Genomic DNA, 23,918 nt, shown 5'->3' on the forward strand with positions numbered 1-23,918 from the left:
CGTCTGGTTTTACGATGTCGGAGACACTTAATTCCGAATGATAGACGATGAAGAGCAAATACTTTTACGAGATGTTGTTTATGCAAAGAATGCTATCGGCCTATGGTATACCTATAGCTGGTGCCAGAGAGAATTATTAGCGCTTTTTGATTTATTCCTTTCTTTGTGTATTCCAATTGAAACAATAGCAGCATCATGTTTTGAATTCAGTATTGAATTTGGCAATACATATTTACATAATAAGAATGCTTTAACCTCTACTCTCAACGGCGGAGGTTTTTTTATTTGAACATAGAGGCTTGGGATTGGTTATTGTATTATAGATGATAGCAAGACTGCATCAAGAGGCAGTTATTAATAGAGAACATAGGAGGAGCACATGTCCTGGAGTAAAATGAAACAAAATCTGGAGAGCTTTCTCTGTCCTGCGTTAATTGGAAGAGTCGAATACCGTTCAACCAGCTATCGTTATTCGCCCGATAAAGCAGGGCTTTGTTATTTAGCGGTAGATAAAAAGAACGTGCTTAATATGAGTGATGCTGCGAGCTCCATTAGATGGTTTAAGACGGAGCTGGAAATTAAAAATGATTCAAGTATCCAGCTTTCGATCAGCCCTGCTGAAATGGAAGCAGTCAGACTAGAGACTAAGGGGCAAGTTCCAGAGGAGCGACTGGCAGTCATCGCCCGAGGCAGAAAAATATCCGAGCATGCCAAGGAGCTGATGTCGGCACAGTCCGCACTAAGCAAATCCAATTTTGTCGTTGTAGCGAATCATTTTTTATCCTCCCCTATAGATGAAAGTATGGAGAGCGGCGATATTCTATTGAATATTTTAGCTTTAGTAGACAGACGTGTCGGGAAAAAACGAATAGTAAACCTGAATGAAAAAATAAAGCTAAAGCATCCAAGCGTGCAGTATTTTTATGAGCTGCGGCTTCATACGTTCTGATGGTACAGGCATAATAGTTGAAGGAGATAAGAACGAATGATTCGTGTAATGCTCATTGACGATGAAGAGGATGCACTGGATTTATTGGAAATACTGCTAGGGCAAATGGACGATGTTCAAGTAGTAGGAAGATTTATGAATCCGATTCAAGCGATTGAGGCTTTAGGCCAGTCACCCGCGAATGCCGTGTTTTTAGACAACCAAATGCCGGGAATGAAGGGCACGGAGGCTGCTAGAATCATCAGAAGCATGCTCCCGCAAATGCCGATCGTATTCACAACGGCTTTTGCCGAATATGCGGTCGAAGCGTTTGAAATTCAGTCGATTGATTACCTGCTGAAGCCATTTACAATAGACAGATTGCAGAGCACGGTGTCGCGCATTAAGCAAACCTTGGCCGAGTCCGCTATTCTTTCACGTCAAAGAGCGGGGGCGAGCCCCGCTGTTCAATGCTTGGGAGGCTTCCAGCTTGTATTGCCTGATCACACAAGCAAGGGGCTGACATGGAAGACGAAGAAGGAAAAGGAGCTTTGCGCGTTTCTGATCCATTATTCCGGGCGGTCTGTTGGGACTGCCTCCATTATTGAAGCATTATGGCCGGGCTATGATTTGAGCAAGGCAAAGACATATTTGTATACATGCCTGTCTTATTTAAGGAAAAGCCTGGCGGAGCATCATATTCCGATTCATATTACAAAAGCGGATCAAGGCTTTGGCGCTTCCTTGGATGGAGTGAAGGTTGATGTCATCGAATTTGAGCAGCTGCTCAGCAGTACCTTGGCTATGGAGGAGCTTGATGAAAGGGCCTATCATAAAATAAATCAGCTGTACAAAGGCGAATACATGGAGGCCTGCGATTTCAATTGGGCTACTGCTAGACAGCTGGAAATGAAAGCCTCGTACATACACGTGCTTCGCAAAGCATGTGCACATTTTCAAATTCAGGGCAATCTTTCGCTTGCAATAGACAGCCTGCAAAAGCTATTGTCGCTAGCCCCGGATTCGGAGCTGGACGGACGAGAGCTGATTAAGCTGCATTTGAAGATGGGCAATCGCAATGAGGCGTACCGTGTTTGTCTCCAGCTGCAACAAGCAGTCCGCTTGCATTTGGGTGTCGAGCTAGAGGCAGAGACCTTGCGGTTAATTAAAGAAACGACAGACCTAACAGAGCGGCAAGGCTGATGAGAAAAAAAATGACGGCGGCGCTCATAACCTTATCTTTGTTGATTGCAACCTACGTTATGCTGTTGACTTATTCTACTATTCAGTTGAAGCCTATGCCGAAAGCTGTGAATGGGGTTATGGACTTAACGGCGTGGAGGTTCGAGGAGGAAGGGGCGGTTCGGCTGGATGGTCAGTGGGCATTTTATCCAGATCAATTGCTCACCAAGCAGCCCGCTTTCTCCTCTGACGCTGCGGGGGTCATGTCACCTGCACTCATTCAGGTTCCCGGATCATGGTCAAAGCAGATGGACACCCTTGGCATGGCGACCTATCGCTTGCAGCTTCAGATGGGTGATGCGGGTGCTGTCTACGGCTTGAAAACAGCGTCAATCCTAATTTCTAATCGACTCCTTGTTAACGGGGAGGTTGTCGGAGCAAGCGGGAATCCGGCGGAGCAAGAGCATTACAAAGCGCTTAATAAACCATATGTAAGCTATTTTACATTGCAGCCAGGCTGGAATGAAATTCTGGTTCAGGTAGCCAACTATGAATTTCATGTTGGCAGCGGGATCGGTGAATCCCTTCTCTTAGGCAAGGCTGAGCAAATGTCCGACATTCGCGATCAGGCGACCGCACATGATTGGATCGCGTTAACGGCATTTCTGATTATGGGGTTATATTTTATTGGGCTATTCTCGCAGCGCCGAAATGATTTTTCATTGGTAGTGTTTGGCTTCGTTTGCTTATGTATTGCTGTATTTACAAGCGTAAGCGGCGAAAGAGTGCTATTTAATGCGGTCGGCCCCCTTCCATTCTGGGTGTATTTTCGTATCCAGATGGTCTCTACAGTGGGCGTTGGTTTAGGATTTTTTCTTTATGTTTATACTGCTTTTCGGCCCTACTGCTTTAAATGGCTTACTCGAGGAGGGTTAGCCTCTGGAGCGATACTTGTTATGCTGAATATGGGCTTTGCCTCCCAGCTTTCAACAGGCCCCTTTCGCCAAGTGACTTCGCTGTATGTTACGATTTCGCTGCTGTATGCCACATATGTATTCGTATATACGGCTTTGCATAAAGTAGCGGGCAGCGGTTTTTTAGCTGTGGCGGCAATGGCATTGAATGCGCTAGTGCTGAACCAGAATATGAACGTCTATTTCGGTGTGCCCATCTATTCGCTTCCGCCGATTGAGCCTTTTCTTGTGCTGCTAATGCTTGCCTTGCTGATGTCGCTTCGCTTCTCGAATGCTTTCCAAAAAATTGAGGAGCTGTCTGGGCAATTGCTGCAAGCGGACAAGCAAAAGGATGATTTTCTCGCCCGAACCTCGCATGAATTCAAGACGCCGCTTCATGGGGTGCTAAATATTTCCCAATTGATGCTAAGCGATACTGCGCATCCGCCAACTGCGGAGCAACGGGAAAAGCTCCAGCTAATGACCGACATTACAAGGAAGCTTTCGCAGCTCGTTTATGACATTCTGGATTTATCCAAGCTGAAGCAGGGCGAGATGAGGATGGTTCCCGTGCCGATTGATGTTCGTTCGGTAGCAGAGTTGCAGGTGCGCTTTTATTCCTATTTATGTAAGGAAAACCAGATTAGGCTCGTGAATCAGGTGCCGGCGCAGCTGCCATCCGCTTTTGCCGATGAAACCCGCTTGAGTCAGATTATCGGAAATTTACTGGATAATGCGATTAAGCATACGAAAAGCGGAGAAATCATCATTACCGGCAGAGAGCAGGGAGGAAAACTCGAAATTTCGGTGCAGGATACGGGAGAAGGTATTGATCCGCAAAACCTTCCCTATATTTTTGAACCATTTAAGTCACTTGAGGGAGCACAGCATCGCGGCTTTGGATTAGGGCTGCCCATTGCGAAGCAGTTGGTCGAGCTGCAAAAGGGAACGATTGCGGTTGTATCCACGCCGGGAGTTGGATCGACCTTTACATTCACGCTTCCGATTGCGGAGGAGCGGGGAGAAGCGTCTGCTCTCTCAGTCTATTCAAATGCTCAGGCGATGCTCAAGGAACCCGATTATTCCTTCCAGACGCCGTATTATTCAAATCCAAGTGGAAAGCATACGGTACTAATCGTCGACGATCAGTATGTGAACCTGAAGGTTTTAATAGACGCCCTTCAAGCTCTCGACTATCACGTCATCGCGGTCAAGAATGGGTACGAGGCGCTGGAGCAGCTGGATCAATCGGGCAGAATCGATCTCGTTATCCTCGATTTAATGATGCCAGGCATGTCAGGCTATGAAGTGTGCCAGGAAATTCGCAGGCAATATTCGCTGCTGGAGCTGCCCGTTCTGATGGTTACGGCAGCTTATCAGCCGCAGGATAAAGTAGCGGCCTTCCAAGCAGGGGCTAACGATTATTTGCCAAAGCCATTCGATCCTAATGAGCTAAAGGCAAGGATCAGCAGCCTGCTCGCCATGAAGGAATCGCTTGGGCGCGCTGTCCACTTGGAGGTGGCGTTTTTACAATCGCAGATCAAGCCTCATTTTTTGTATAACGTGCTGAATAGTATTGTGGCATTAAGCTATAAGGATGTAGAGCGCGCTCGGAAGATGATTGTCGATCTGGCCGATTACCTGCGGGGAAGCTTTCGCTTCAGCAATACGGAGGAGCGCATAGGGTTTGCAGAAGAGCTTAGTCTTATCCGTACGTATGTGGAGATCGAGCAGGCCCGCTTCAAGGATCGAATTCGCTTCGAATATACGATTGAGGAGTCTGCATATAGCTTGCGAATGCCGCCGCTTATATTGCAGCCGCTTGTAGAAAATGCAATTCGTCACGGCATCGGTGATCGCATGGAAGGCGGCATGGTTACAATGACGGTGGAGGAGCTTGATTGGGGCTGGCGAATGGTCGTAGCCGACAATGGAGTAGGAATCGCATCTGAACGCCTGAAGACGCTGCTTGAACGCAATGATGCAGCTGAGCCGCAGGGGGTCGGTCTGCGTAATATTAACAAGCGCTTGAAATACGAATACGGAATTTCGCTGGAGCTGGAGAGCGAGCTAGGGCTCGGTACAAAAGTCACCATACGTATCCCTGCCTCGCGGGTTTAACAGGCTGCTAGGCTGAACGCGGCAGAGCTTCAAAATAGGTCTCCATACAGGCATTCATAACAGGCTCTCATCGTTTTTCGATGGGGCCTAGTTTTTTTGTGGAAAAATGTCGGTTTTTAAGGTTTTTTTAAGGTGCCTTCCTGTATGCTGAGCTAGATTCTATGAACTATGCGACAGAATGATAATGCGGAGAGGAAGATGCAGCTTGGTTCCAATAAAGAGTAAGCGAAGAATGAACGATATAATCCGAAAAATGGTACATCTTGCACTTGCCGTTATGCTTATGATATCGCTGCTATCAAGCGGAGGTACGGCTTGGGCGGCAACCGGCTGGACATCAGTGGATGGCGGCGGTACGAATGGCTTGAACGTGAACGCAGTAAGAGGAGCGGCCTACACTGTACTAGCCGTGTTCAACAATGAATTATATGAAGCATGGCAGGAAACGAATGGATCGGCAGACCAAATTCGCGTTAAAAAATATAACGGAACAAGCTGGACGAGCCTCGACGGCAACGGGACAACTGGCTTGAACGTAGACACTACAAAGGCGACATATCAGCCTGCTATGACTGAATATGATGGTGCTTTATATCTCGCTTGGGCTGAAAGAAACTCAACCTCCAACATTAATCAAATAAAGGTAAAGAAATATAATGGCACGAGCTGGACGAGCGTTGATGGCGGCTCAGATGGTCTAAACATTGATGCTTCAAGAGGAGCAACATCCCCTGCATTGACTGTTTACAATAACAATCTGTATATAGCGTGGAATGAGGTTAATGATAACAACGCCAATCAAATCCGGCTCAAGAAGTATGACGGCACGGCTTGGACAAGCGCTGACGGCGGCGGTGCGAACGGTTTGAACGTAAATACTTCAATGGGTGCGGCTATCCCTAAAATGGCTGTATACAATGGTTCTTTATATGTGGCGTGGCAGGAAACGAACGGAAGCGCTGTTCAAATTCGCGCCAAAAAATATGATGGGACGGCTTGGACGTCAATTGATGGCGGCGGCACAACCGGTTTGAATATAAACGGGGCAAAGACCGGAGCCATTCCCTCATTGGCTGTATTCAACAACGCCCTGTATTTGGCGTGGGACGAAATTGTCGGAACGAATGATAATCAAATTCGAGTCAAGAAATACGACGGAAGCGCTTGGACGAGTGTGGATGGCAACGGGACGTATGGTATAAACAAGGAAACTGATTACAGGGCAAACTATGCTGTGTTAGCGTCGCTCGGTAACGCTTTATATGCAGTGTGGCAGGAGTTCAATGGAACCGCTTTTCAAATCCGGGTCAAAAAGTATGACGGTACGAGCTGGGTGAGCGTAGATGGAAATGGAGCCAATGGTCTGAACGTACAGGTCTCGAGAACGGCACAATTTCCTGCGGCAGCAGCGTTCAACGATGTTTTATATGTCGGGTGGCAGGAGACGAACGGAACGGCTGTACAAATTCGCACATCCAGTTATTTGCCGCCTGTGCCGCCGACAATTAATAGCGTAACTGTGAGTCCAGACACTGCAAGTGTTGCACAAGGAGGAAGCAGCCAGCTTAGCGTTACGGTGGATGCAGCAGGAGGAGCAGCGACGACGGTAACCTGGACGAGCAGCGATTCGAGCAAGGTCGCGGTGAACAGCACGGGGAATGTAACCGTAGCAGCGAATGCAACGCCGGGTACTTACACGATTACGGCAACGTCAACGGTGGATAGCAGTAAAAAAGGCACCTCGACGATAACCGTCACAGAAGCGCCAGCGATCAACAGCGTCAGCGTGAACCCAAGCACGGCAAGCGTCGTGCAAGGAGGAAGCGAGCAGCTTTCAGCATCGGTAGATGCAGTAGGCGGAGCGGCGACGACGGTAACTTGGACGAGCAGCGACGCGAGCAAGGTCGCGGTGAACAGCACGGGGAATGTAACCGTAGCAGCGAATGCAACGCCGGGTACTTACACGATTACGGCAACGTCGACGGTGGATAGCAGTAAAAAAGGCATCTCGACGATTACCGTCACAGAAGCTCCAGCGATCAACAGCGTCAGCGTGAACCCAAGCACGGCAAGCATTGTGCAAGGAGGAAACGAGCAGCTTTCAGCATCGGTAGATGCAGTAGGCGGAGCGGCGACGACGGTAACTTGGACGAGCGATGATGTGAACAACAAGGTAGAGGTAGATAGCACGGGTAATGTAACGGCAGCGTCCGATGCAACGCCGGGCACCTATACGATCACAGCAACGTCGACGGTGGATGGCAGCAAAAAAGGCACCTCGACGATAACCGTCACAGAAGCACCAGCGATCAACAGCGTCAGCGTGAATCCGTCTAGTGCGAGTGTCGAGCGTGGAGGAAGCAAACAGCTCGCAGCATCAGTAGATGCAGTTGGAGGAGCGGCGACGACAGTCACCTGGGCAAGCGATGACGTGAACAACAAGGTGGAAGTAGATAGCACGGGAAATGTCACGGTCGCAGCGGATGCACCGTTAAGTACCTACACCATCACAGCAACGTCGACGGTGGATGGCAGTAAAAAAGGCACCTCGACGATAACGGTCACGGAAGCGCCAGCGATTAACAGCGTTAGCGTGAACCCAAGCACGGCAAGCATCGTGCAAGGAGGAAACGAGCAGCTTTCCGCATCGGTAGATGCAGTAGGCGGAGCGGCGACGACGGTAACTTGGACGAGCGATGATGTGGACAACAAGGTGGAAGTAGACAGCACGGGTAATGTAACGGCAGCGTCCGATGCAACACCGGGCACCTATACGATCACAGCAACGTCGACGGTGGATAGCAGCAAAAAAGGCATCTCGACGATCACGGTCACAGCGGCAGCCTCCTATTCCATCAATGCAATTACGGATCAATCGTTAACGGCACTTGTGCAGGGATACGAAGCTGGCACTCAACAAACAAAAACGATTCTGGTCGCAAATTCGGGAACGGGCATCTTGTCGAATCTGTCGGCAGCGCTTAGCGGCGCAAACGCTAACGATTTTGCAATAACCCAGCCAGATTCTATTCTAATGAACAGCGCGTCAACCGATTTTAATATCCATGCAAAAGACGATTTGCCGGCAGGCACCTATACGGTAACGGTAACCTTATCTGCCGATCATATGACATCCGTCTCCTTTGTCGTTACGCAAGTCGTAAACTTGCCGAATGCTCCCGAAAATCCACAAAATCTTGTGGCAGTCGGCGGCGACCGTCAAGTTATGCTGAACTGGAGTACAGTATCGGACGCCTTGCAATACCGTATTTATATGGCAACGGATGCTGACCCAAATAACCTCGTTGAGGTGGACATTGTTACATCACCTACTTACAACGTACAAAACCTGGTCAACGGCACAACCTATTACTTTGTCGTAAAATCAGAAAACGCGGGGGGCTTGAGCGGGGCATCGAACCTCACAAGTGCGACCTCATCCACAATTCCGGAAGCGCCAACGAACGTGTCCGCAGTGGCGGGCAACGGGCAAGCTGTCGTCACGTTTACGGCTCCAACGAATAATGGTGGAAGCGCGATTACAGGCTATGAGGTGACAGCATCTCCGGGAAATATCAGCATAATTGCAGGAGCAAGTCCAATTACGCTCACAGGTCTGACGAATGGAACAAGCTACACCTTTACGGTAAAAGCAATGAATGCGACGGGTAGCAGCTCTGCTTCTGCGGAATCGAATGCAGTCATTCCGGCAGCATCCAATACGCCATCTCAGCCTTCTGCTCCATCGACATCGGGCACTCCGAATACGACGAATACTCCAAACAACGGTGTGAATATTTTGGTAAACGGAAAAGTTGAGAATGCGGGTACGGCAACGGTTGGAAGACGAAACAATCAAACCGAAATAACGGTCATTGTGGATCAGAAAAAGCTGGATGAGAGACTCGCTGCGGAAGGGCAACAAGCTGTCGTCACGATTCCAATTGACCAAAAATCCGATATTTTCGTCGGAGAGCTGAACGGTCAAATGGTGAAAAACATGGAGGACAAGCAGGCTATCCTCGTGTTCAAGACCGAAAATGCGACCTACACGCTTCCGGCAGGACAAATGAATATCGCTGCCATATCCGAGCAGGTAGGTGAATCCATCGCCTTGCAAGATATTAAAGTGAAAATTGAAATTGCCCATTTGACAACAAATACGCTCGAGATGGTGGAGAACGCAGCAGTTAAAGGCCAGTTTACGCTGGTTGGTCAGCCGCTGAGCTTTACGGTGAGAGCGGTCTACGGAGCTAAAATTATCGAGGTCGTGAATTTTGATGCCTATGTGGAAAGGTCGATTGTGCTTCCAGATGAAGTGGACCCGTCCAAAATTACGACAGGTGTTGTCGTTGAGGCAGATGGCTCCGTACGTCATGTGCCAACTAAAATTCGTCTAATTAACGGGAAGTATGTGGCACAAATCAACAGCTTGACGAATAGCGATTATACGGTTGTATGGCATCCGCTTGAATTTAACGATATGGTGAACCATTGGGCGAAAAATGCCGTGAATGACATGGGCTCGCGCATGGTCGTCGAGGGAACAGGCAACGGGCTGTTCAGCCCCGACCTGGAAATCACCCGTGCTGAATTTGCAGCCATTATCGTTCGCGGATTAGGTCTGAGGCTTGCGAATGGAGCTACGCCGTTCTCGGATGTGAAAGCGACCGATTGGTTTAACGGCGCGGTCAATACAGCTTATTCCTTGCAGCTTATCAATGGCTTTGAGGATGGTACCTTCCGTCCGAACGACAAAATTACAAGAGAGCAAGCCATGGTTATTTTATCCAAGGCGATGGCGATAACTGGTCTGAAGGCGAAGCTGCCTGAGCAATCGGCAGAGGCTGCCCTTCATCCGTTCGCGGATGCAGCGGAAGTGTCTGCATGGGCGCAAAGCGGCATTGCGTACAATGTGCAAGCAGGCGTTGTATTCGGTCGAAGCGGTGATTTACTGGCACCGAAGGGGAATATGACCCGTGCTGAGGTTGCAACCATCATACAGCGATTATTGCAAAAATCGGATCTGATTTAAGCCTTATAATCATATAGGAATATCCTTTTCATCAAGTCCTGCTTCATTATCGAGCTAACGCTGGATAGTGGCAGGACTATTTTTTTGGAGCGAATATAGCACAAAATATCCACTAACGATCTTGTAATAGGCGCTTGTCAATTTGATAATAGAGGTAGACTATCTATAGAAGCTGAGGATGCGTGAGATGCCAAAAAATGATAATATGCTGGCTATTCTCTGGATGCTGAATGCGGGCGGGAAGATGACCGCAAAGCAAATATCCGAGAAATTAGAAATAAATATAAGAACCGTATACCGATACATAGATGCTTTATGTGCCAGCGGAGTACCGATTATTGCCGACCCTGGACATCATGGCGGATATCGCCTTCTGAATCAGTTTATCCGTTCACCGTTGGTATTTAATATGGAAGAGAAAAAAGCGCTGCTTCATGCTGCTGTCTTTGCAAAAGAAGCAGGCTACCCTCTGAGCGAGGCGTTAGAACAGGCCGCTTCCAAGTTGAAAATGTATTCCAATCAGGAGCAGGAAAGCTCGCTTAACCGTCATATAGCCGATTTTGAGGTGATTAACCGTAAGGGTGACCCTTCAGTTCAACCGATTTTGCTGGAATTGGAGCGGGCTATTGCACAGAAATACGCTGTAGAGCTGCTTTATCACACAGGACGTGAGGAGCGGCCCAAAGCTAGAGTGCTAGACCCCTATGGAATGATTAACTGGAACAATAAATGGTATACGGTGGGGTTTTGCCATCTCAGAGAAGAAATACGCAGCTTTCGAGTGGAAAGAATTGTACAGCTGAAGCAGACCTCGATTCGATTTAAGCGTCCTGAGGTTTTTTCGGCCCGTGAATTTTTTATGCAAAGGCTGCTGCCTGATATATCAGGCAAGGATGGATTAATTTCACTGATTATTGAGGGAAGATCAGAAGCTTTGGATGACCTGTGTCACCATTGGTTTTTGGGGCATCATCTGCAAGAGCGAACAGCCAAGCAAGCTATCTTTTTACTTGAAGAGGTACCCATTCATACACATATTCCTTATATGCTTTTACCCTTTGGGAAATCCATTCAAGTCGTCGAGCCAAGGAGCCTAAAGGAAAGGTTGGTTGTGGTTGCGTCGGAGTTAATCGAACATTATCGGCTTTAATAGCTTCACTGACAGTGGATGTCAGTGAAGCTATTTTATAATGGAGATCATAACGGCTTGCTGCTGAAAGGCCAAATTAGGAGGAGTTACAAATGACGAATACGGTATATCTTTATGTGTTTGACACTATGTCAGACTGGGAAATCGGCTATTTAACGGCTGAGCTGAACTCGGGCAGATATTTTAAAAAGGGGATAGCCCCCTCCAAAATCGTTACCGTGGGAACGGAACAGGCACTTGTAACGACAATGGGCGGATTGAAAATATTGCCGGATATCAGGCTGGACGAGTGCAGCATCGAAGGCGCAGATACATTGATTTTACCCGGTGGAGATACATGGACAGATTCCGTTCATCAACCCGTTTTAACGATGGCTGATAGGTGCTTAAAGGAAGGGACATTAGTTGCGGCAATTTGTGGCGCGACAATAGCTCTTGCCCAGAGCGGATTGCTAAACACACGCGGGCACACAAGCAATGATCTGGATTACCTCAAAATGGTCTGTCCCGCGTACACAGGAGAGGACTATTTCAAAGCGGAGCCCGCGGTAACGGATGGACGATTGATCACTGCTTCTGGGGTAGCTCCATTGGAGTTTTCCGTCCATGTCTTGAGGGAACTTGATGTACTCTCGCCAGAAGCCTTAGAAGCCTGGTATGGCCTCAATAAAACGCAGGAATCCAACTATTTCTACGAATTGATGAGTGCTGTTCAGTGAAGCAATCTTATACTATCTTTGGAAAAGAGTGATGAAGTGGAAACAGCTATTTTTACTGTAACAAAGTGGGAGGAACAGCCCCTTGCTAATCCTCTTAGCAGCTTCCCCATTAATACGGCAAAAGTTGAATATGAAATTAAAGGAATTTTAGAGGGGAAGGCCACTTTAGAATATTTGCTGTATTACTTAGATAGTAATATGGAGGATGCTGAGAAGGCTAAGTCCAAAATTGCGGGTTTTCTCCACTTTGAAGGACATTATGATGGTCAATATGGAACGTTTACAGCTTGTGAAAATGGGTTGTTTGATAATGGCACTCTGGATAGCCCAGCTCAAATTATTAATGGAACAGGAGAACTGAGTAAGTTAATCGGTAGCTATAATTATCATTTTATCGGCCACACGAGTGAATTAGTATTAGATTTTGAATGGGGAAAATAATATCGTTTACCCTATTTAAGTAATGACCTGCCCTGTCTGGGTAGGTCATTTTATTAGGGCGTGTCTGAAAACCCGCTCAGTGGCCCCTTTCACCGCTTTTTCACCCCCTGGTACGCCTTCACAAACGCGCCTTGCATGGAACGAAAATTCGGCTTTAAGAAAGCTGCAAAAATTATGGTAAGACCTATAATTTAGAATGTATTAATGTATGCGCTTACTTGCTATAATTTACCTTAATAAGGGGGTGATAGTAAGATGGTGTTGAGACATGACACAGGATAAGTGTTATGCGGCAAAGTGAACAATCTACCCTATATAGGCAGATAATAACAAAAAATTAGGAGGTATTTTTATGTTTAAATTAAAGCTTAATAAGAAAATTTTGACGGTGTGCCTTGCAGCTTCAATGAGTTTGGGTATGTTCTCAGCAACCTCAAGTGCAGCGACAGACTATTGGCAAAATTGGACCGATGGTGGCGGATACGTAAATGCTGTCAATGGGTCAGGCGGCAATTATAGTGTGACATGGTCGAATGTCGGGAATTTTGTTGTGGGTAAGGGCTGGAATTTTGGAACGCCAAACCGGGTAGTTAACTACAATGCCGGCCTTTGGGCTCCGTCTGGGAATGGATATTTGACGTTTTACGGATGGACAAGAAACTCGCTTATCGAATATTACGTCGTTGATAGCTGGGGTACTTATCGTCCTACCGGAACGTATAAAGGAAGCATGACCAGCGATGGCGGCACTTATGACATTTATACGACTATGAGATATAACGCGCCATCCATAGACGGCACACAAACCTTCCCTCAATATTGGAGTGTCCGCCAGACGAAGAGAGCAACTGGGGTCAACTCCGCGATTACGTTCAGCAATCACGTTAATGCATGGCAAAGTAAAGGAATGAATCTGGGAAGCAGCTGGAGTTACCAGGTATTCGCGACAGAGGGCTACCAAAGCAGCGGAAGCTCTAACGTAACGGTGTGGTAAGAGCTATAGTAACCGTTGTTTAATTATGAATAAGGCTTGCCAAGGCCTGCCGGCCACATAGCCGGCGGCCTTATATATTTCAAAAGAAGATAGCTGCCTGCATACTTTTTCTATCCGCTTAAAGGAGAAATATGAATGAGAAAACGATTTATTTTCCTTTTACCCGTATTCCTAATGGTTGTTATCGCTTGCTCGCAACAAATGCCTGAAAAAACCGAAAAAGCAGGAAAGACCGAGAAGATTGAGAATGCCGAAAAGACCGAAAATAACGAAATGATAGAGAAGACCGAAAATAATAAAAATAAGGATAGTCTTGTCTTTGTAAAAGGTGGGACTTTTGTCAATACGAAGTCCAACTTTTATGGGAAAAGTATAACCATATCAAGCTTTTACATCGACAAATATGAGATAACTCAAAAAGAGTGGGTTGAGGTTATGGGAAGCAATCCCTCAGGATTCAAGGGCGACGATTTACCAGTAGAAATGGTGAGCTGGTATGATGTTATTGAATACTGTAATAAACGAAGTATAAAAGAGGGCCTGATGCCTTATTATGAGATAGACAAAAATAAAAAAGATCCAGGTAATAAGAGTGAGCACGATCAACTAAAATGGACCGTAACGATCAATGAAGGAGCAAATGGTTATCGGTTACCGACCGAAGCGGAGTGGGAATACGCCGCGGGCGGAGGTCAGGCGAGTAAAAGCTATATGTACAGCGGGAGCAATAATGTAGAAGAAGTGGCTTGGTATTGGAAAAACGCTGGAGACAAGCCATTATCAGGAGATTGGAACTGGACGATGATAGAAGGCAACAAAAATAAAACAAAAACGGTCGGTCTCCAGAAGCCTAATGAGCTAGGACTTTACGATATGTCAGGCAATGTAAGGGAATGGTGCTGGAACTGGTATGAAGACGGAAATTTGGACAGCGCTAGCGGCTCTTTACGAATTGTAAAGGGTGGCGGTTGGATTGGCGACATCAGAAACAACGAGATATCGTATCGGGGCAAGTTCGAGGCTAACGGCTTTGGCCCGGATCAAGGCTTTCGTGTCAGCCGCGCTGGGTAAGCGGGAGCAAGCGCGGGAAAGAGGCGGCGACATTCTCGGCTCTTTCTGATAAGCATCTCAAGGAAGAGATTCTAATGAAGGGTACCTTCTCGTGGAAATACGAGTCAGGTGCCCTTTTGCGTTCGCCGTTAGCCTATAGTGTTGATAAACATGCGAGCCCTTCAGTGCATTCCATAAATCACATGTTTTTTACATGTAGCGCCCTATGTCATAACCAGAGCTTTAGCATACTGTTTGCCTGCCGATAGAAGGCTGTCACTCATCTCCAGATCTTGAACCGACCTTGCAAGAGCAAGAGAGCCGACCATGGTGCTGAGCAGGGCGCTGCCCTTGGTTAGGTCGATTTCCGCCAGATTGGAAATAAAAGCAATCATCCGCTCCAGTTCAAAGGTGAATACTTGCCGAACCTCTTCGGAGGAACGGGAGATTTCGCTGGAAAGGGCAGGAAGAATGCAGCCCATCTCCGTTTTGTCCCGATGGTACGGACTTAAATAATAATCAATGACCGTATTGATTTTGGGATTGTGAAGCTCCTGATCAGCGATATTTTGCAGCAGTGCGATCGTATCGCTGATGGCATACTGGCAGGCTTCAGCGACCAATTGTTCTTTATTTTCAAAATGCGAATAAAACCCTCCATGGGTCAACCCGGCCCCCTTCATAATGAATGGGACACTTACATCGTGAATACCATTGGTGCGAAAAGCCTGGGCAGCACTTTCAACGATTTTATTCCGTACTTTAAGCTTATGGCCTTTGGGATATGGCACTATAATCACCCCCTAACTTCTTTATTACCTTCATCATTTTATCTTTTAAAATATTATAATCGTCATAATTAAGCGTGTCAATTTTGCGATTCAAAAACGGTTAAAGCAGAAAAGGTTAAACGCGGCTGTTGACGCTTTTAAAATATGATGGTTATAATATATTATGTTCATCATATTTTGGGTAACGACTTCATCAGGAGGTATCACGATATGAATAAGCTTGAAGCTGTTGAAACGTTGGTCATTGGATCAGGTCCGGGAGGTTATGTGGCGGCGCTGCGCTGTTCACAGCTTGGAATGAAGACGGCAATTGTGGAACGCAGTCAGCTTGGAGGGGTATGCACACATGTTGGCTGCATTCCATCCAAGGCATTAATAGCAGAGTCGTATCGCTATGATTTACTGCAACAGTTTTACCCTGTAGAAGCGGCAGCGTCCTTTAAGGCTGCGCAGCTAATCAAGCAGGGGATTGTGAATAAGCAGGCAGGCGGAGTTCATTATTTATTGCAGTCTGCCGGTGTAAGCATTTTGGAAGGAGAGGCCCGTTTGGTTGACGAGCATACAGCAATTATCAAACAAATGGGACAGGAGCAAACGATATCTTTTAAGTACGCCATACTGGCAACAGGCTCTCGCCCGATTGAGCTGCAAGCTTTTCCGTTTGGCGGGCGTATGCTGTCTTCGACAGAGGCTCTTTCTCTCCCAGAGGTTCCTGCTAGCCTAGTGGTCATCGGCGGTGGATATATCGGTATTGAGCTGGGGCAGATGTATGCCAAATTTGGCGCCAAGGTAACGATTCTAGAGGGAGGAGAGCAAGTTTTGCCGGGATTCGAGGCGGAGCTTGCAGCCCCTGTTGTCAAGCAGCTTAAGACTGATGGGATAGATATCGTAACTGGCGCGGCAACCGGGAAAATGGTACACCATTCGGATGCTATTACGGTTCATTATTCTAAAAATGGGGAGCAGTATCAGGTTACAGCGGAATTTGCATTAGTTACTGTAGGCAGAAAACCAAATACAGACGGTGAGCTAGGGCTGGAGCACATCGGCTTGAAAGTATCAAGCAGGGGACTAATCGTGACGGACGAACAGTGCAGAACGGCTATCCCGCATATTTTTGCAATTGGAGATATTACAGCTGGCCCGGCGCTAGCTCATAAAGCGTCCTATGAAGCCAAAGTTGCAGCCGAAGCTATTGCAGGTCTTGCCTCCGAGGTCGATTATAAAGCGATTCCGCTCGTCGTTTTTTCAAGTCCAGAGCTGGCCAGCGTTGGCTTAAGTGAAACGGAAGCAAAGGCAAGAGCCATCCCGATTGTTATTGGGAAAGCCTCATTTTCCATTAATGGAAGGGCACTGGCATTGAGGGAAACCGAAGGCTTCGTCAAAATTGTCGCGGACCCGATTTCAGGAATCGTGATGGGTGCGCAAATCGTCGGAGTAGAGGCATCCACACTCATATCGGAGCTTGCGCTTGCCATTGAGATGGGGGCAGCCGTGGAAGACTTGGCGATGACGATTCATCCCCATCCTACATTGGGAGAAGTTATTATGGAGGCTGCTGAAAATGCGGTCAGAAAAATGAAGCTGAAAAGTAAATAAGAGCAGCAAATATAACTGTATAAAGAGAATGTGAATAGGAGAGATCGAACGATGCGGATAAAAGCAGGTTTTTATATGGGGATTGCGATTGTGCTGATCGTTGGTGGAGTACTTCTTGTTATGAAAGGAAACGACGCTGTCAGTTTGGCGGAGAGCAGGAAGCAGGGTGTGCTTGAGGCAGGTGTGAGCTTGCAAAAGAATACCTATTATGCGGATTTCTACATTCAGGAAGGTGAAATAGGCAGGCTTAAGGTTAATCAAAAGGTTGCTGTTCATTTTCCAAATTTGGCTCGTGAGATTCAGATGGAGGGTGTTGTGACTTCCATTGCAGCCGCGCCGCAATTTGCCAACCTGCGTATGACACGTGAGAAAGGGCAAGCAGACTTAAGCATGTTTCTTGTTCGAATCTCAATGGAAGCAAATGCGAATTTGCTTCCGGGCATGACAGCGGAGGTGAGAGTTGATGAATTCGCTGATTGACGAATGGAAGCATGTAGCGGGCAGCAAATATGCTCGCCTGATCTTTATTGGACCGATCCTTGCGGCCCTCTTTTTTGGATTGATGTTTTCACATAATCAAATCAGTGAATCGCCGGTTGTTGTCATTGATGAGGATCACAGCTCATATTCTCGGCAGCTGATCTCCAAAATAAATGCTTCTCCCTATATGAACGTTACTAATGTGTACGCCAGCCGTATGGCCCCAGAAACCTTGCTGGCAAACGAGAAGGCTGTAGCGGTTATTATGCTTCCGAAGCAGCTGGAGCAACGTCAACAGCAGGGATTATCAACGAATATCGGCATTTTAATGGATAACACGATGCCCTCGGGGCTGACTGGCATTCGAACCGCGATTCAGGAAATCATCGTAACGGAAAATACGACCCTTTCCATGACCCGTCTGCTGCAAAAAGGAATGGATGCCGAAGCGTCCAAAGGGCTTGTGTCACCGTTGTCCCTGCAGCAGCGGATGCTGTTTAATCCGACCACAAGCTATGTGGGCTTTATGGTGCTTGGCTTTGTGAATATTGTGGTGTTGATGCTTACAACAAGCGCAGCGGGCACGGTTGTACCGCGTCTGCGTCAGGAGGGGAAGCTATTTGCCCGCGAAAAATCGCCGCTTCAGCTATGGATGCGCAGTGTGCCTTACGCTGTTCTGAGCTCCCTTTCGCTGCTCCTATGCTATGGATTATTAAAGCAGGTAGGTGGAATGCGGTTTGAAGCGGAGCCCTATGTTTTTATCGTCCCATTACTTGTTTATGCCTTTGCCTTGTCCCTTATGGGAATGCTGCTCGGTTATTCCGCCAAAGACTTGTCCAAAGTCAACCTACGAACGAGCTTCGTATTGTATCCATCGTTTCTTGCTACGGGCATCCAATTGACTCCGCTTGCGTTTCCAGAGCCTTTTCAAATTTTCGCATGGGCCTTGCCTATGAACTGGCTTAACCGCCTTATTCGCGGGATGGCTTTTCGCGAGGGGACGCTAGCCGCCTACAGTCAGGAATTCGGGGCTTTGCTCATCATTATTGGAGGAGTGTCCTTATTAATGGGACTATTGCTGCTGCGGGAAAAGGGAAAGACTGATTTGAATTCGATTAGTAAGCTGGGAGGATACGATTATGACACCAGGATTAGTAAAGACCATTGTTGAGTGAAGCTCGCACCGCCACTGTAATTTGTGCTGTTTACGATATATGTGCCAAGGTCCAGAGTTGTATTGTTATAGGTCCAGTAGTAATGCAATTGAATGGCATTTGCTGCCGCTGCTGTTACCTTAACGCTAGTACCAGACGTTTTGGCATTAGAAAGAAAATAGGCAGAGGTTTGCCCAACTGCGAGCGTATCGGAATAGGTATTTCCGTAGGCTGCGACAATCGTACTGGCCGATGCTGTCAGGCTGAGCATAAGAGACATAGCCAAGACAAGTACGAATAATGTTGCGCTTCGTTTTTTCAAATAGACTCCGTCCTCTCGAAATGAATTGTTTTCAAGTTTGACTGGAACTAAACTAAAAACCACTCGAATAGGGGCGCATCATTCCTCTACATCTCATTAAACGTTAGCGCTAACATTTATAACCATTTCAATATATCTTATTTAGAATCCAGATGTAAATGGTAGGCTTTCTTTACAGCTTGCAGGTCATTAAACCAAAGAAGACGCTCGGGACCTATTCCTGAAGCGTCTTTAATTTGCTATTCATGAAATTTTCAGATTAGCCGCTTATAATGCCTCTATACGAATGTGGCAAGGAGGTTGTCCATGGTTAAGGGCATTCAAAAACTATTATATATATTACTTGCGGGTTTTATAGGGCTGTTCATTGCGGCGTCATTATTTGTGAGGGCGGAATATAATTTCTACGAATATGGCGATACGCCGCATTTGGGCGAGCAGCAGCTGCTTTTATTTATTTTGATTACAGGGGCAGTCCTTGCCTTAAGCATCTTTCTATACAAGCTTTGCTTGAAGCTGAACAAATACAGTGGGAAAATCGTCATTCCTGCCACGCTGCTGTTCTCGTGTGCGCTCCAAATGGCGATTGTTTTCCTGTTTCCCCGCCTGCCTACGGATGATTCGGAAACGGTGCTTTCACTTGCGATGAACATGCTGTATCAAAATGATTATTCCACCTTTCAGACGGGCGGCTATCTCCATATGTTTCCGTTTAACTTTTCCATCGTTCTTTATTTGAAGACGCTGCTGCAATGGTTTCCAGATAATTATTTGGTCATCAAAATGTTCAACATTATATTTACACTCATAACGACACTTATGATTTATTTGCTTTATAAAGAGCTGAACAGCAAGTCAACGGAAAATGACTATGGCGTGTTAGTGTTTGGCGCGACCTATCTTCCTGCATTGTTTATGAGCAACTTCATTTATAACGATGTAATCGCTACGGCTTTCCTGACGAGTGCTTTGTATGCTTCCGTGAGATTTATGCGGACAAAATCAATGAAACTGATTATCCTTGCCGCTATTTTGCTAGCCATGGGCAACTATTTTAGAAGCATCGGCGTTATTTTTCTAATCGCTGTGCTGTTTAGCATTATTTTCAACCTGCGACAAATTGGTGTGAGGAAGGCGATTGCCTCGTTGATTATCATGACGGCACTGTTTAATGCTCCAGGCTGGACACAGAATGCTGTGCTGCAAGCGACGAATGTCGTAGATGAATCGGTCAATGACAATTCCGCGCCTGTCTATATGTGGCTGAATATGGGCATCAACCTGAATACGTTTGGGTTCTGGGATAGCCGGCAAAGCTACAATATTTATCAAAGAGACGCGCACTACAATAAGGCAGCAAGTGTCGAGCTATTTAAGGAGTCGATTAGCCGTAAGCTTTCCGAGGCAAGCGTTGGAGATTTAACAGTGATGTATGTGAAGAAGCTCATCTGGACGTGGACGGAAGGGACGTATCAGATGGAGCGCTACGGCATCGGCAATGATGGAAGCGTCGCGGGAGGAGGAAGGGCCTTTAACCAAGAGCGCTACAGCTATACGACATGGGCGACGGATTTATTCAAGGCCGATTCGAATTATCGAGTTGGACTGCTTTGGGTCATCTATGCGCTCAGCTTCCTGATGTATGTCGGTATTTTCATTCGCTTGCTTGGCGGCATTAAAGCCCGAAGGTATGAGGAAAACACGCTCATTCTCGTCATTTTGGGGTTTATTGGATTTTATTTGCTGTGGGAAATTAAGTCCCGCTATATTTATCCGGTGTATCCGCTGCTGATTGTGTTATCTTACATGGGCTTTAAGGACGGTTATAAGCATATATGGAAAAAATATTTCCAGAGGTAACGATGTATAAACGGGGAGAGGTGAGCTAAAGTTGCGCAGTAAAAAATGTAGTCTTGCTGTGTTTGTCCTCATGCTAAGCTGTACCTTCTTGCTGGCCTCCTGTGAGGCTATTACGGCTCAAGCGATAACCCCGTCGGACGCGGGCTCAAGAGGAAATGGCGGAGCGGGGATGAACATACGACCAGATACAAATGGTATTCCAGGCATAGATGGAAGCAGGGTAGGAAGGAACGGGGATCAAGGAAGAGGCGGCAGGCCTTAAACATGCTTTTCAAATAGGTGTTTAGCGAATATGTTTTTGAAAAATAAAGGTATATGCAGAGCTTGTCGGCAGCTTGGCCGGCTATAGCTCTTAGACTGCGACAATACTTAAGGGGCTTGCTGAATGGCAGCTCCCTTTTGTTTATTGAAGTAATGGAGAGGACAATGAAACAATATCCAAATGTTTACGTCTAAATAGCAGAAGGGAAAATTATACGGGTAAGAATCTGAAGCCCTCGTTTTGGGAAGGAGAATCTATAATGGACAGCTCCAATCAAATGATACGTACAATGGTAATACTCATGACAATTACTATCTTGATGCTGTTAGTCGGCTGCAAAAACAGCAATGTGCCTGCTGAATCTATGACTCCCAGTACTGATTCGAGTTTAACACCGAGTTCAACACCGACTTCAACGTTACCTCAAGCACCTTCTAAGACACCAAGTCCGACACAAAACGGAGAAACTAAAACATTTATTTATGGTGGACTTAAACTTGAGGTAACAAATGTCTACGAGGTTCGAACCGAAAGCATGAACGATGACGGAGGTAATCCACGAGAGTACAGTGTGTTTGTCTGCTATCCCAACGCAACTGTTACCGTATTAACCGCCGATATGAGTGATAGTAATTTCACTGCCGATGGAAAGTCTCATGCAAATTGGGGTGTGTTTTTGGCGTCTGGTGAACGGAAAGATATCGTGGACAACATGGATTCATTTAATATCACCCCAGATATACTCGGCATTTATAACCTCGAATCGAGCAATGAGGTTTTGAAATTAGAGAAAAAAAATGACTGAAAAACCTAATGAATGATCTTTTACAAGGTTGAAATGGATTGAACTACCAGCAGCGTTACCTCAATCCGAACAGTCCGGTCACGTGGGGTATTATGTATTTAGAATTGGAAAGCGGCAAAGCGTTGAAGACATAGAAAGAAGCGATAACCGTATTTAGTAAACTAAACACTGAAAAACATTTGAGCAATAAGCTGACACCTGCATGCAACTGGGGTCAGCTTATTTGGCATTCGCTGCGCCCGAGCCTCGTCGTGCTTCGTCGATGGATATTTCCTCATACCCAACGTAATTGAAGGCCTATATACGATCCAAGGGCAAGTAGGCCGAAGTAAGGGAAATACCACCCATAATATAGGTGGTTAAATCTATAATTTGTTAAGTTGTATTGAAATCGCTTACATTCTATAATTATCAAGTAATAGCGTCTTGCCACCTTTACGTCGAGAATAGCTGCGGCAATTGTTAGTACGGAATAATGGTGTCCAAGTCGATGCAAGGCGTGCTCAGATAGGGGTGAGGTTATGTGGAACGTGCTGTTGGTTGATGATGAGCCAGGGGTGCTGGAAGGTTTGAAAATGATGATTGATTGGGAAAAATACGGCTTTCAAGTTTGTGGTGAAGCATTAAACGGTCCGGATGCATGGAATTTTATTAAGGAGCTGCGCCCCGAGTTGGTTTTTACAGACATTCGAATGCCGATAATCAACGGCTTGGAGTTGATTGAGAAGACGAATCGGCTGCTTTCCCGTCCTCCTAAATTTGTTATTTTAAGCGGCTATGATGATTTTCAATATGCGCTTACAGCAGCACGTCAAAGGGTGGCGGAGTATTTGCTTAAGCCCATCGACGATGAGGAGATCGAGGCATTATTGATTAAGCTTAACCATCATTTACAAGAGAAGGCCGCGAATGAAAAAAATCGCATGAAACAGCATTATTTTGCTGTCAGCCATCTAGTTAACCGTCTCATTCAAGGAGAATATAATACGAATTTAGAGCAGCAAGTCCGCCTATCGTTACAGCTGCAAGAAAAGCCTGGGGAGTTAAGGTGTATATTGATTGATACGCTCTCGTTCTCTGTCGATTTGAGGCAACAGGTAAGCGATTTTTTTTCACAGGATATCACGTGTTCCTTCCAAGACAGCATTGGAAGAACGGGGGTGCTCATTCAATCTTCTTCGAATGCGGATGGGGCGCTTCATGAAAAGGCTCTTCTGCTGCAAACGAATTTGGTGAGTAAGCTGGAGCAGCCCGTCATTATTGCCATCAGTGATAGAGGTGAAGGGATTCCGTCAATACGAGAGTTATATTTGCAAGCGCTGCAAGTTTGGAAGCAGAAGCGAGCCCAAGGCAAAAGCGGAGTGTTTTATTTTCACGAGGTCGAGAGGAGAATACAGCGGCATGTCTTATCCAAGCTCAAATTCAGACAGCTGCCGGAGATTGTGGCTGAGGGAAGCCTCCTGGCAATCGAAAACGGCGTAGAAGAGGCATTTCATTCGATTGCCGCTGGTGAAATGCCGGATATCAAAGTGGCCAGGGCCTATGTAGCCGATTTGGAATTGACGATATGCCGGCTTCTGGCCGAAAGAAATGGCAACCCGGATACGTTCATGATGGGGATGGAAAGAGAGCACGGCAGCTTGGGTGGCAAAGAGGATTACCCCGCTCTGAAGGACTATGTTCGCTGCCTATGCGTGGAGACCGCTAACGTTCTGCATGCGTTAAACCAGCAAAATGAGAATAACACGATATTTCATATGATTCAGTATGTGGATCGTGAGTATCGAAACAAGCTGCAAATGCATGATTTGGCAAAGCATTTTCATATGAATTCTGCGTACTTAGGGCAATTGTTCAAGAAGCATACGGGGAAATCGTTCAATGTGTATTTGAATGAGAAGCGAATTGAGGAGGCCAAGCGGCTGTTAAAGCGAACCCAGATGAAAATATCCGATGTGGCGCAGCAGGTCGGATACCCGAAGGTAGACTATTTTATTAATAAATTTAAAATGCACACCGGGGTTTTGCCTTCGGTATTTAAAACGGATTTCGAAAACAGAAAGCGATAGCAG

The 23,918-nt window shown here is 46.5% G+C and carries 18 protein-coding genes; 16 read left to right on the top strand and 2 right to left on the bottom strand.

The window, feature by feature from the left end; translation table 11 throughout:
- Positions 1 to 37 precede the first annotated feature (37 nt).
- The 10 genes from V5J77_RS04690 to V5J77_RS04735 all read left to right on the top strand — a co-directional run bounded on the left by V5J77_RS04690 (position 38) and on the right by V5J77_RS04735 (position 14,594).
- Positions 38 to 289, top strand: a complete 252-nt coding sequence (locus V5J77_RS04690; protein WP_338554633.1) for a hypothetical protein — start codon at positions 38 to 40, stop codon at positions 287 to 289.
- Between the two features lie 90 nt (positions 290 to 379).
- Complete coding sequence (locus V5J77_RS04695; protein WP_338554634.1) at positions 380 to 949, top strand: hypothetical protein; 570 nt, start codon at positions 380 to 382, stop codon at positions 947 to 949.
- 36 nt (positions 950 to 985) lie between these two features.
- Entirely contained in the window at positions 986 to 2,131 is a 1,146-nt protein-coding gene (locus V5J77_RS04700) for a response regulator (protein ID WP_338554635.1), read from the top strand.
- The gene (locus V5J77_RS04705; protein ID WP_338554636.1) at positions 2,131 to 5,184 is read left to right on the top strand and encodes an ATP-binding protein; all 3,054 of its coding nucleotides are present in this window, start codon (positions 2,131 to 2,133) and stop codon (positions 5,182 to 5,184) included. Before V5J77_RS04700 ends, V5J77_RS04705 begins: the two co-directional genes overlap by 1 nt.
- Positions 5,185 to 5,416: 232 nt before the next feature.
- A complete protein-coding gene (locus V5J77_RS04710) occupies positions 5,417 to 10,219 on the top strand; it encodes an S-layer homology domain-containing protein (protein WP_338554637.1) in 4,803 nt (1,600 codons plus the stop codon).
- Positions 10,220 to 10,406: 187 nt separating this feature from the next.
- Positions 10,407 to 11,369: a YafY family protein gene (locus V5J77_RS04715; protein WP_338554638.1), complete on the top strand. Its 963-nt coding sequence runs from the start codon at positions 10,407 to 10,409 to the stop codon at positions 11,367 to 11,369.
- A 92-nt stretch (positions 11,370 to 11,461) separates the two neighbouring features.
- Entirely contained in the window at positions 11,462 to 12,088 is a 627-nt protein-coding gene (locus V5J77_RS04720) for a type 1 glutamine amidotransferase family protein (RefSeq protein ID WP_338554639.1), read from the top strand.
- A gap of 36 nt (positions 12,089 to 12,124) precedes the next feature.
- Complete coding sequence (locus V5J77_RS04725; RefSeq protein ID WP_338554640.1) at positions 12,125 to 12,529, top strand: DUF3224 domain-containing protein; 405 nt, start codon at positions 12,125 to 12,127, stop codon at positions 12,527 to 12,529.
- Positions 12,530 to 12,881: 352 nt separating this feature from the next.
- A complete protein-coding gene (locus tag V5J77_RS04730; RefSeq protein ID WP_338554641.1) occupies positions 12,882 to 13,523 on the top strand; it encodes a glycoside hydrolase family 11 protein in 642 nt (213 codons plus the stop codon).
- Positions 13,524 to 13,658: 135 nt separating this feature from the next.
- Complete coding sequence (locus V5J77_RS04735) at positions 13,659 to 14,594, top strand: SUMF1/EgtB/PvdO family nonheme iron enzyme (RefSeq protein WP_338554642.1); 936 nt, start codon at positions 13,659 to 13,661, stop codon at positions 14,592 to 14,594.
- Between the two features lie 203 nt (positions 14,595 to 14,797).
- On the opposite strand, the gene V5J77_RS04740 is transcribed toward V5J77_RS04735, so the two are convergent.
- On the bottom strand, positions 14,798 to 15,364 hold the full coding sequence (locus V5J77_RS04740; RefSeq protein ID WP_338554643.1) for a TetR/AcrR family transcriptional regulator: 567 nt from the start codon (positions 15,362 to 15,364) through the stop codon (positions 14,798 to 14,800).
- 210 nt (positions 15,365 to 15,574) lie between these two features.
- On the opposite strand from V5J77_RS04740, the gene lpdA reads away from it, so the two are divergent.
- The 3 genes from lpdA to V5J77_RS04755 are packed head-to-tail and all read left to right on the top strand — an operon-like array spanning position 15,575 to position 18,614.
- Positions 15,575 to 16,963: a dihydrolipoyl dehydrogenase gene (gene lpdA, locus V5J77_RS04745; RefSeq protein WP_338554644.1), complete on the top strand. Its 1,389-nt coding sequence runs from the start codon at positions 15,575 to 15,577 to the stop codon at positions 16,961 to 16,963.
- A gap of 51 nt (positions 16,964 to 17,014) precedes the next feature.
- The gene (locus tag V5J77_RS04750) at positions 17,015 to 17,443 is read left to right on the top strand and encodes an HlyD family efflux transporter periplasmic adaptor subunit (protein ID WP_338554645.1); all 429 of its coding nucleotides are present in this window, start codon (positions 17,015 to 17,017) and stop codon (positions 17,441 to 17,443) included.
- Entirely contained in the window at positions 17,427 to 18,614 is a 1,188-nt protein-coding gene (locus V5J77_RS04755; protein ID WP_338554646.1) for an ABC transporter permease, read from the top strand. Before V5J77_RS04750 ends, V5J77_RS04755 begins: the two co-directional genes overlap by 17 nt.
- Here V5J77_RS04755 and V5J77_RS04760 read toward each other — a convergent pair.
- Positions 18,581 to 18,919: a hypothetical protein gene (locus tag V5J77_RS04760; protein WP_338554647.1), complete on the bottom strand. Its 339-nt coding sequence runs from the start codon at positions 18,917 to 18,919 to the stop codon at positions 18,581 to 18,583. The two genes, V5J77_RS04755 and V5J77_RS04760, sit on opposite strands and share 34 nt — an antisense overlap.
- A gap of 306 nt (positions 18,920 to 19,225) precedes the next feature.
- Here V5J77_RS04760 and V5J77_RS04765 point away from each other — a divergent pair, with 306 nt between their 5' ends.
- The 3 genes from V5J77_RS04765 to V5J77_RS04775 all read left to right on the top strand — a co-directional run bounded on the left by V5J77_RS04765 (position 19,226) and on the right by V5J77_RS04775 (position 23,915).
- Entirely contained in the window at positions 19,226 to 20,779 is a 1,554-nt protein-coding gene (locus V5J77_RS04765) for a glycosyltransferase family 39 protein (RefSeq protein ID WP_338554648.1), read from the top strand.
- Between the two features lie 521 nt (positions 20,780 to 21,300).
- A complete protein-coding gene (locus V5J77_RS04770; RefSeq protein ID WP_338554649.1) occupies positions 21,301 to 21,846 on the top strand; it encodes a hypothetical protein in 546 nt (181 codons plus the stop codon).
- A gap of 521 nt (positions 21,847 to 22,367) precedes the next feature.
- Positions 22,368 to 23,915: a helix-turn-helix domain-containing protein gene (locus V5J77_RS04775; protein WP_338554650.1), complete on the top strand. Its 1,548-nt coding sequence runs from the start codon at positions 22,368 to 22,370 to the stop codon at positions 23,913 to 23,915.
- Positions 23,916 to 23,918: the final 3 nt, after the last annotated feature.

Origin of the sequence: Paenibacillus sp. KS-LC4, from assembly GCF_036894955.1 — a bacterium.
Taxonomy (GTDB): Bacteria; Bacillota; Bacilli; order Paenibacillales; family Paenibacillaceae; genus Pristimantibacillus.

Bases quoted from the DNA above. Each gene is read 5' to 3' on its own strand.
- V5J77_RS04715 (WP_338554638.1), top strand. From the start codon at position 10,407: ATGCCAAAAAATGATAATATGCTGGCTATTCTCTGGATGCTGAATGCG.
- V5J77_RS04755 (WP_338554646.1), top strand. From the start codon at position 17,427: ATGAATTCGCTGATTGACGAATGGAAGCATGTAGCGGGCAGCAAATAT.
- V5J77_RS04700 (WP_338554635.1), top strand. From the start codon at position 986: ATGATTCGTGTAATGCTCATTGACGATGAAGAGGATGCACTGGATTTA.
- V5J77_RS04770 (WP_338554649.1), top strand. From the start codon at position 21,301: ATGGACAGCTCCAATCAAATGATACGTACAATGGTAATACTCATGACA.
- V5J77_RS04690 (WP_338554633.1), top strand. From the start codon at position 38: ATGATAGACGATGAAGAGCAAATACTTTTACGAGATGTTGTTTATGCA.
- V5J77_RS04695 (WP_338554634.1), top strand. From the start codon at position 380: ATGTCCTGGAGTAAAATGAAACAAAATCTGGAGAGCTTTCTCTGTCCT.
- V5J77_RS04720 (WP_338554639.1), top strand. From the start codon at position 11,462: ATGACGAATACGGTATATCTTTATGTGTTTGACACTATGTCAGACTGG.
- lpdA (WP_338554644.1), top strand. From the start codon at position 15,575: ATGAATAAGCTTGAAGCTGTTGAAACGTTGGTCATTGGATCAGGTCCG.
- V5J77_RS04765 (WP_338554648.1), top strand. From the start codon at position 19,226: ATGGTTAAGGGCATTCAAAAACTATTATATATATTACTTGCGGGTTTT.
- V5J77_RS04750 (WP_338554645.1), top strand. From the start codon at position 17,015: ATGCGGATAAAAGCAGGTTTTTATATGGGGATTGCGATTGTGCTGATC.
- V5J77_RS04705 (WP_338554636.1), top strand. From the start codon at position 2,131: ATGAGAAAAAAAATGACGGCGGCGCTCATAACCTTATCTTTGTTGATT.
- V5J77_RS04735 (WP_338554642.1), top strand. From the start codon at position 13,659: ATGAGAAAACGATTTATTTTCCTTTTACCCGTATTCCTAATGGTTGTT.
- V5J77_RS04775 (WP_338554650.1), top strand. From the start codon at position 22,368: ATGTGGAACGTGCTGTTGGTTGATGATGAGCCAGGGGTGCTGGAAGGT.
- V5J77_RS04710 (WP_338554637.1), top strand. From the start codon at position 5,417: ATGAACGATATAATCCGAAAAATGGTACATCTTGCACTTGCCGTTATG.
- V5J77_RS04730 (WP_338554641.1), top strand. From the start codon at position 12,882: ATGTTTAAATTAAAGCTTAATAAGAAAATTTTGACGGTGTGCCTTGCA.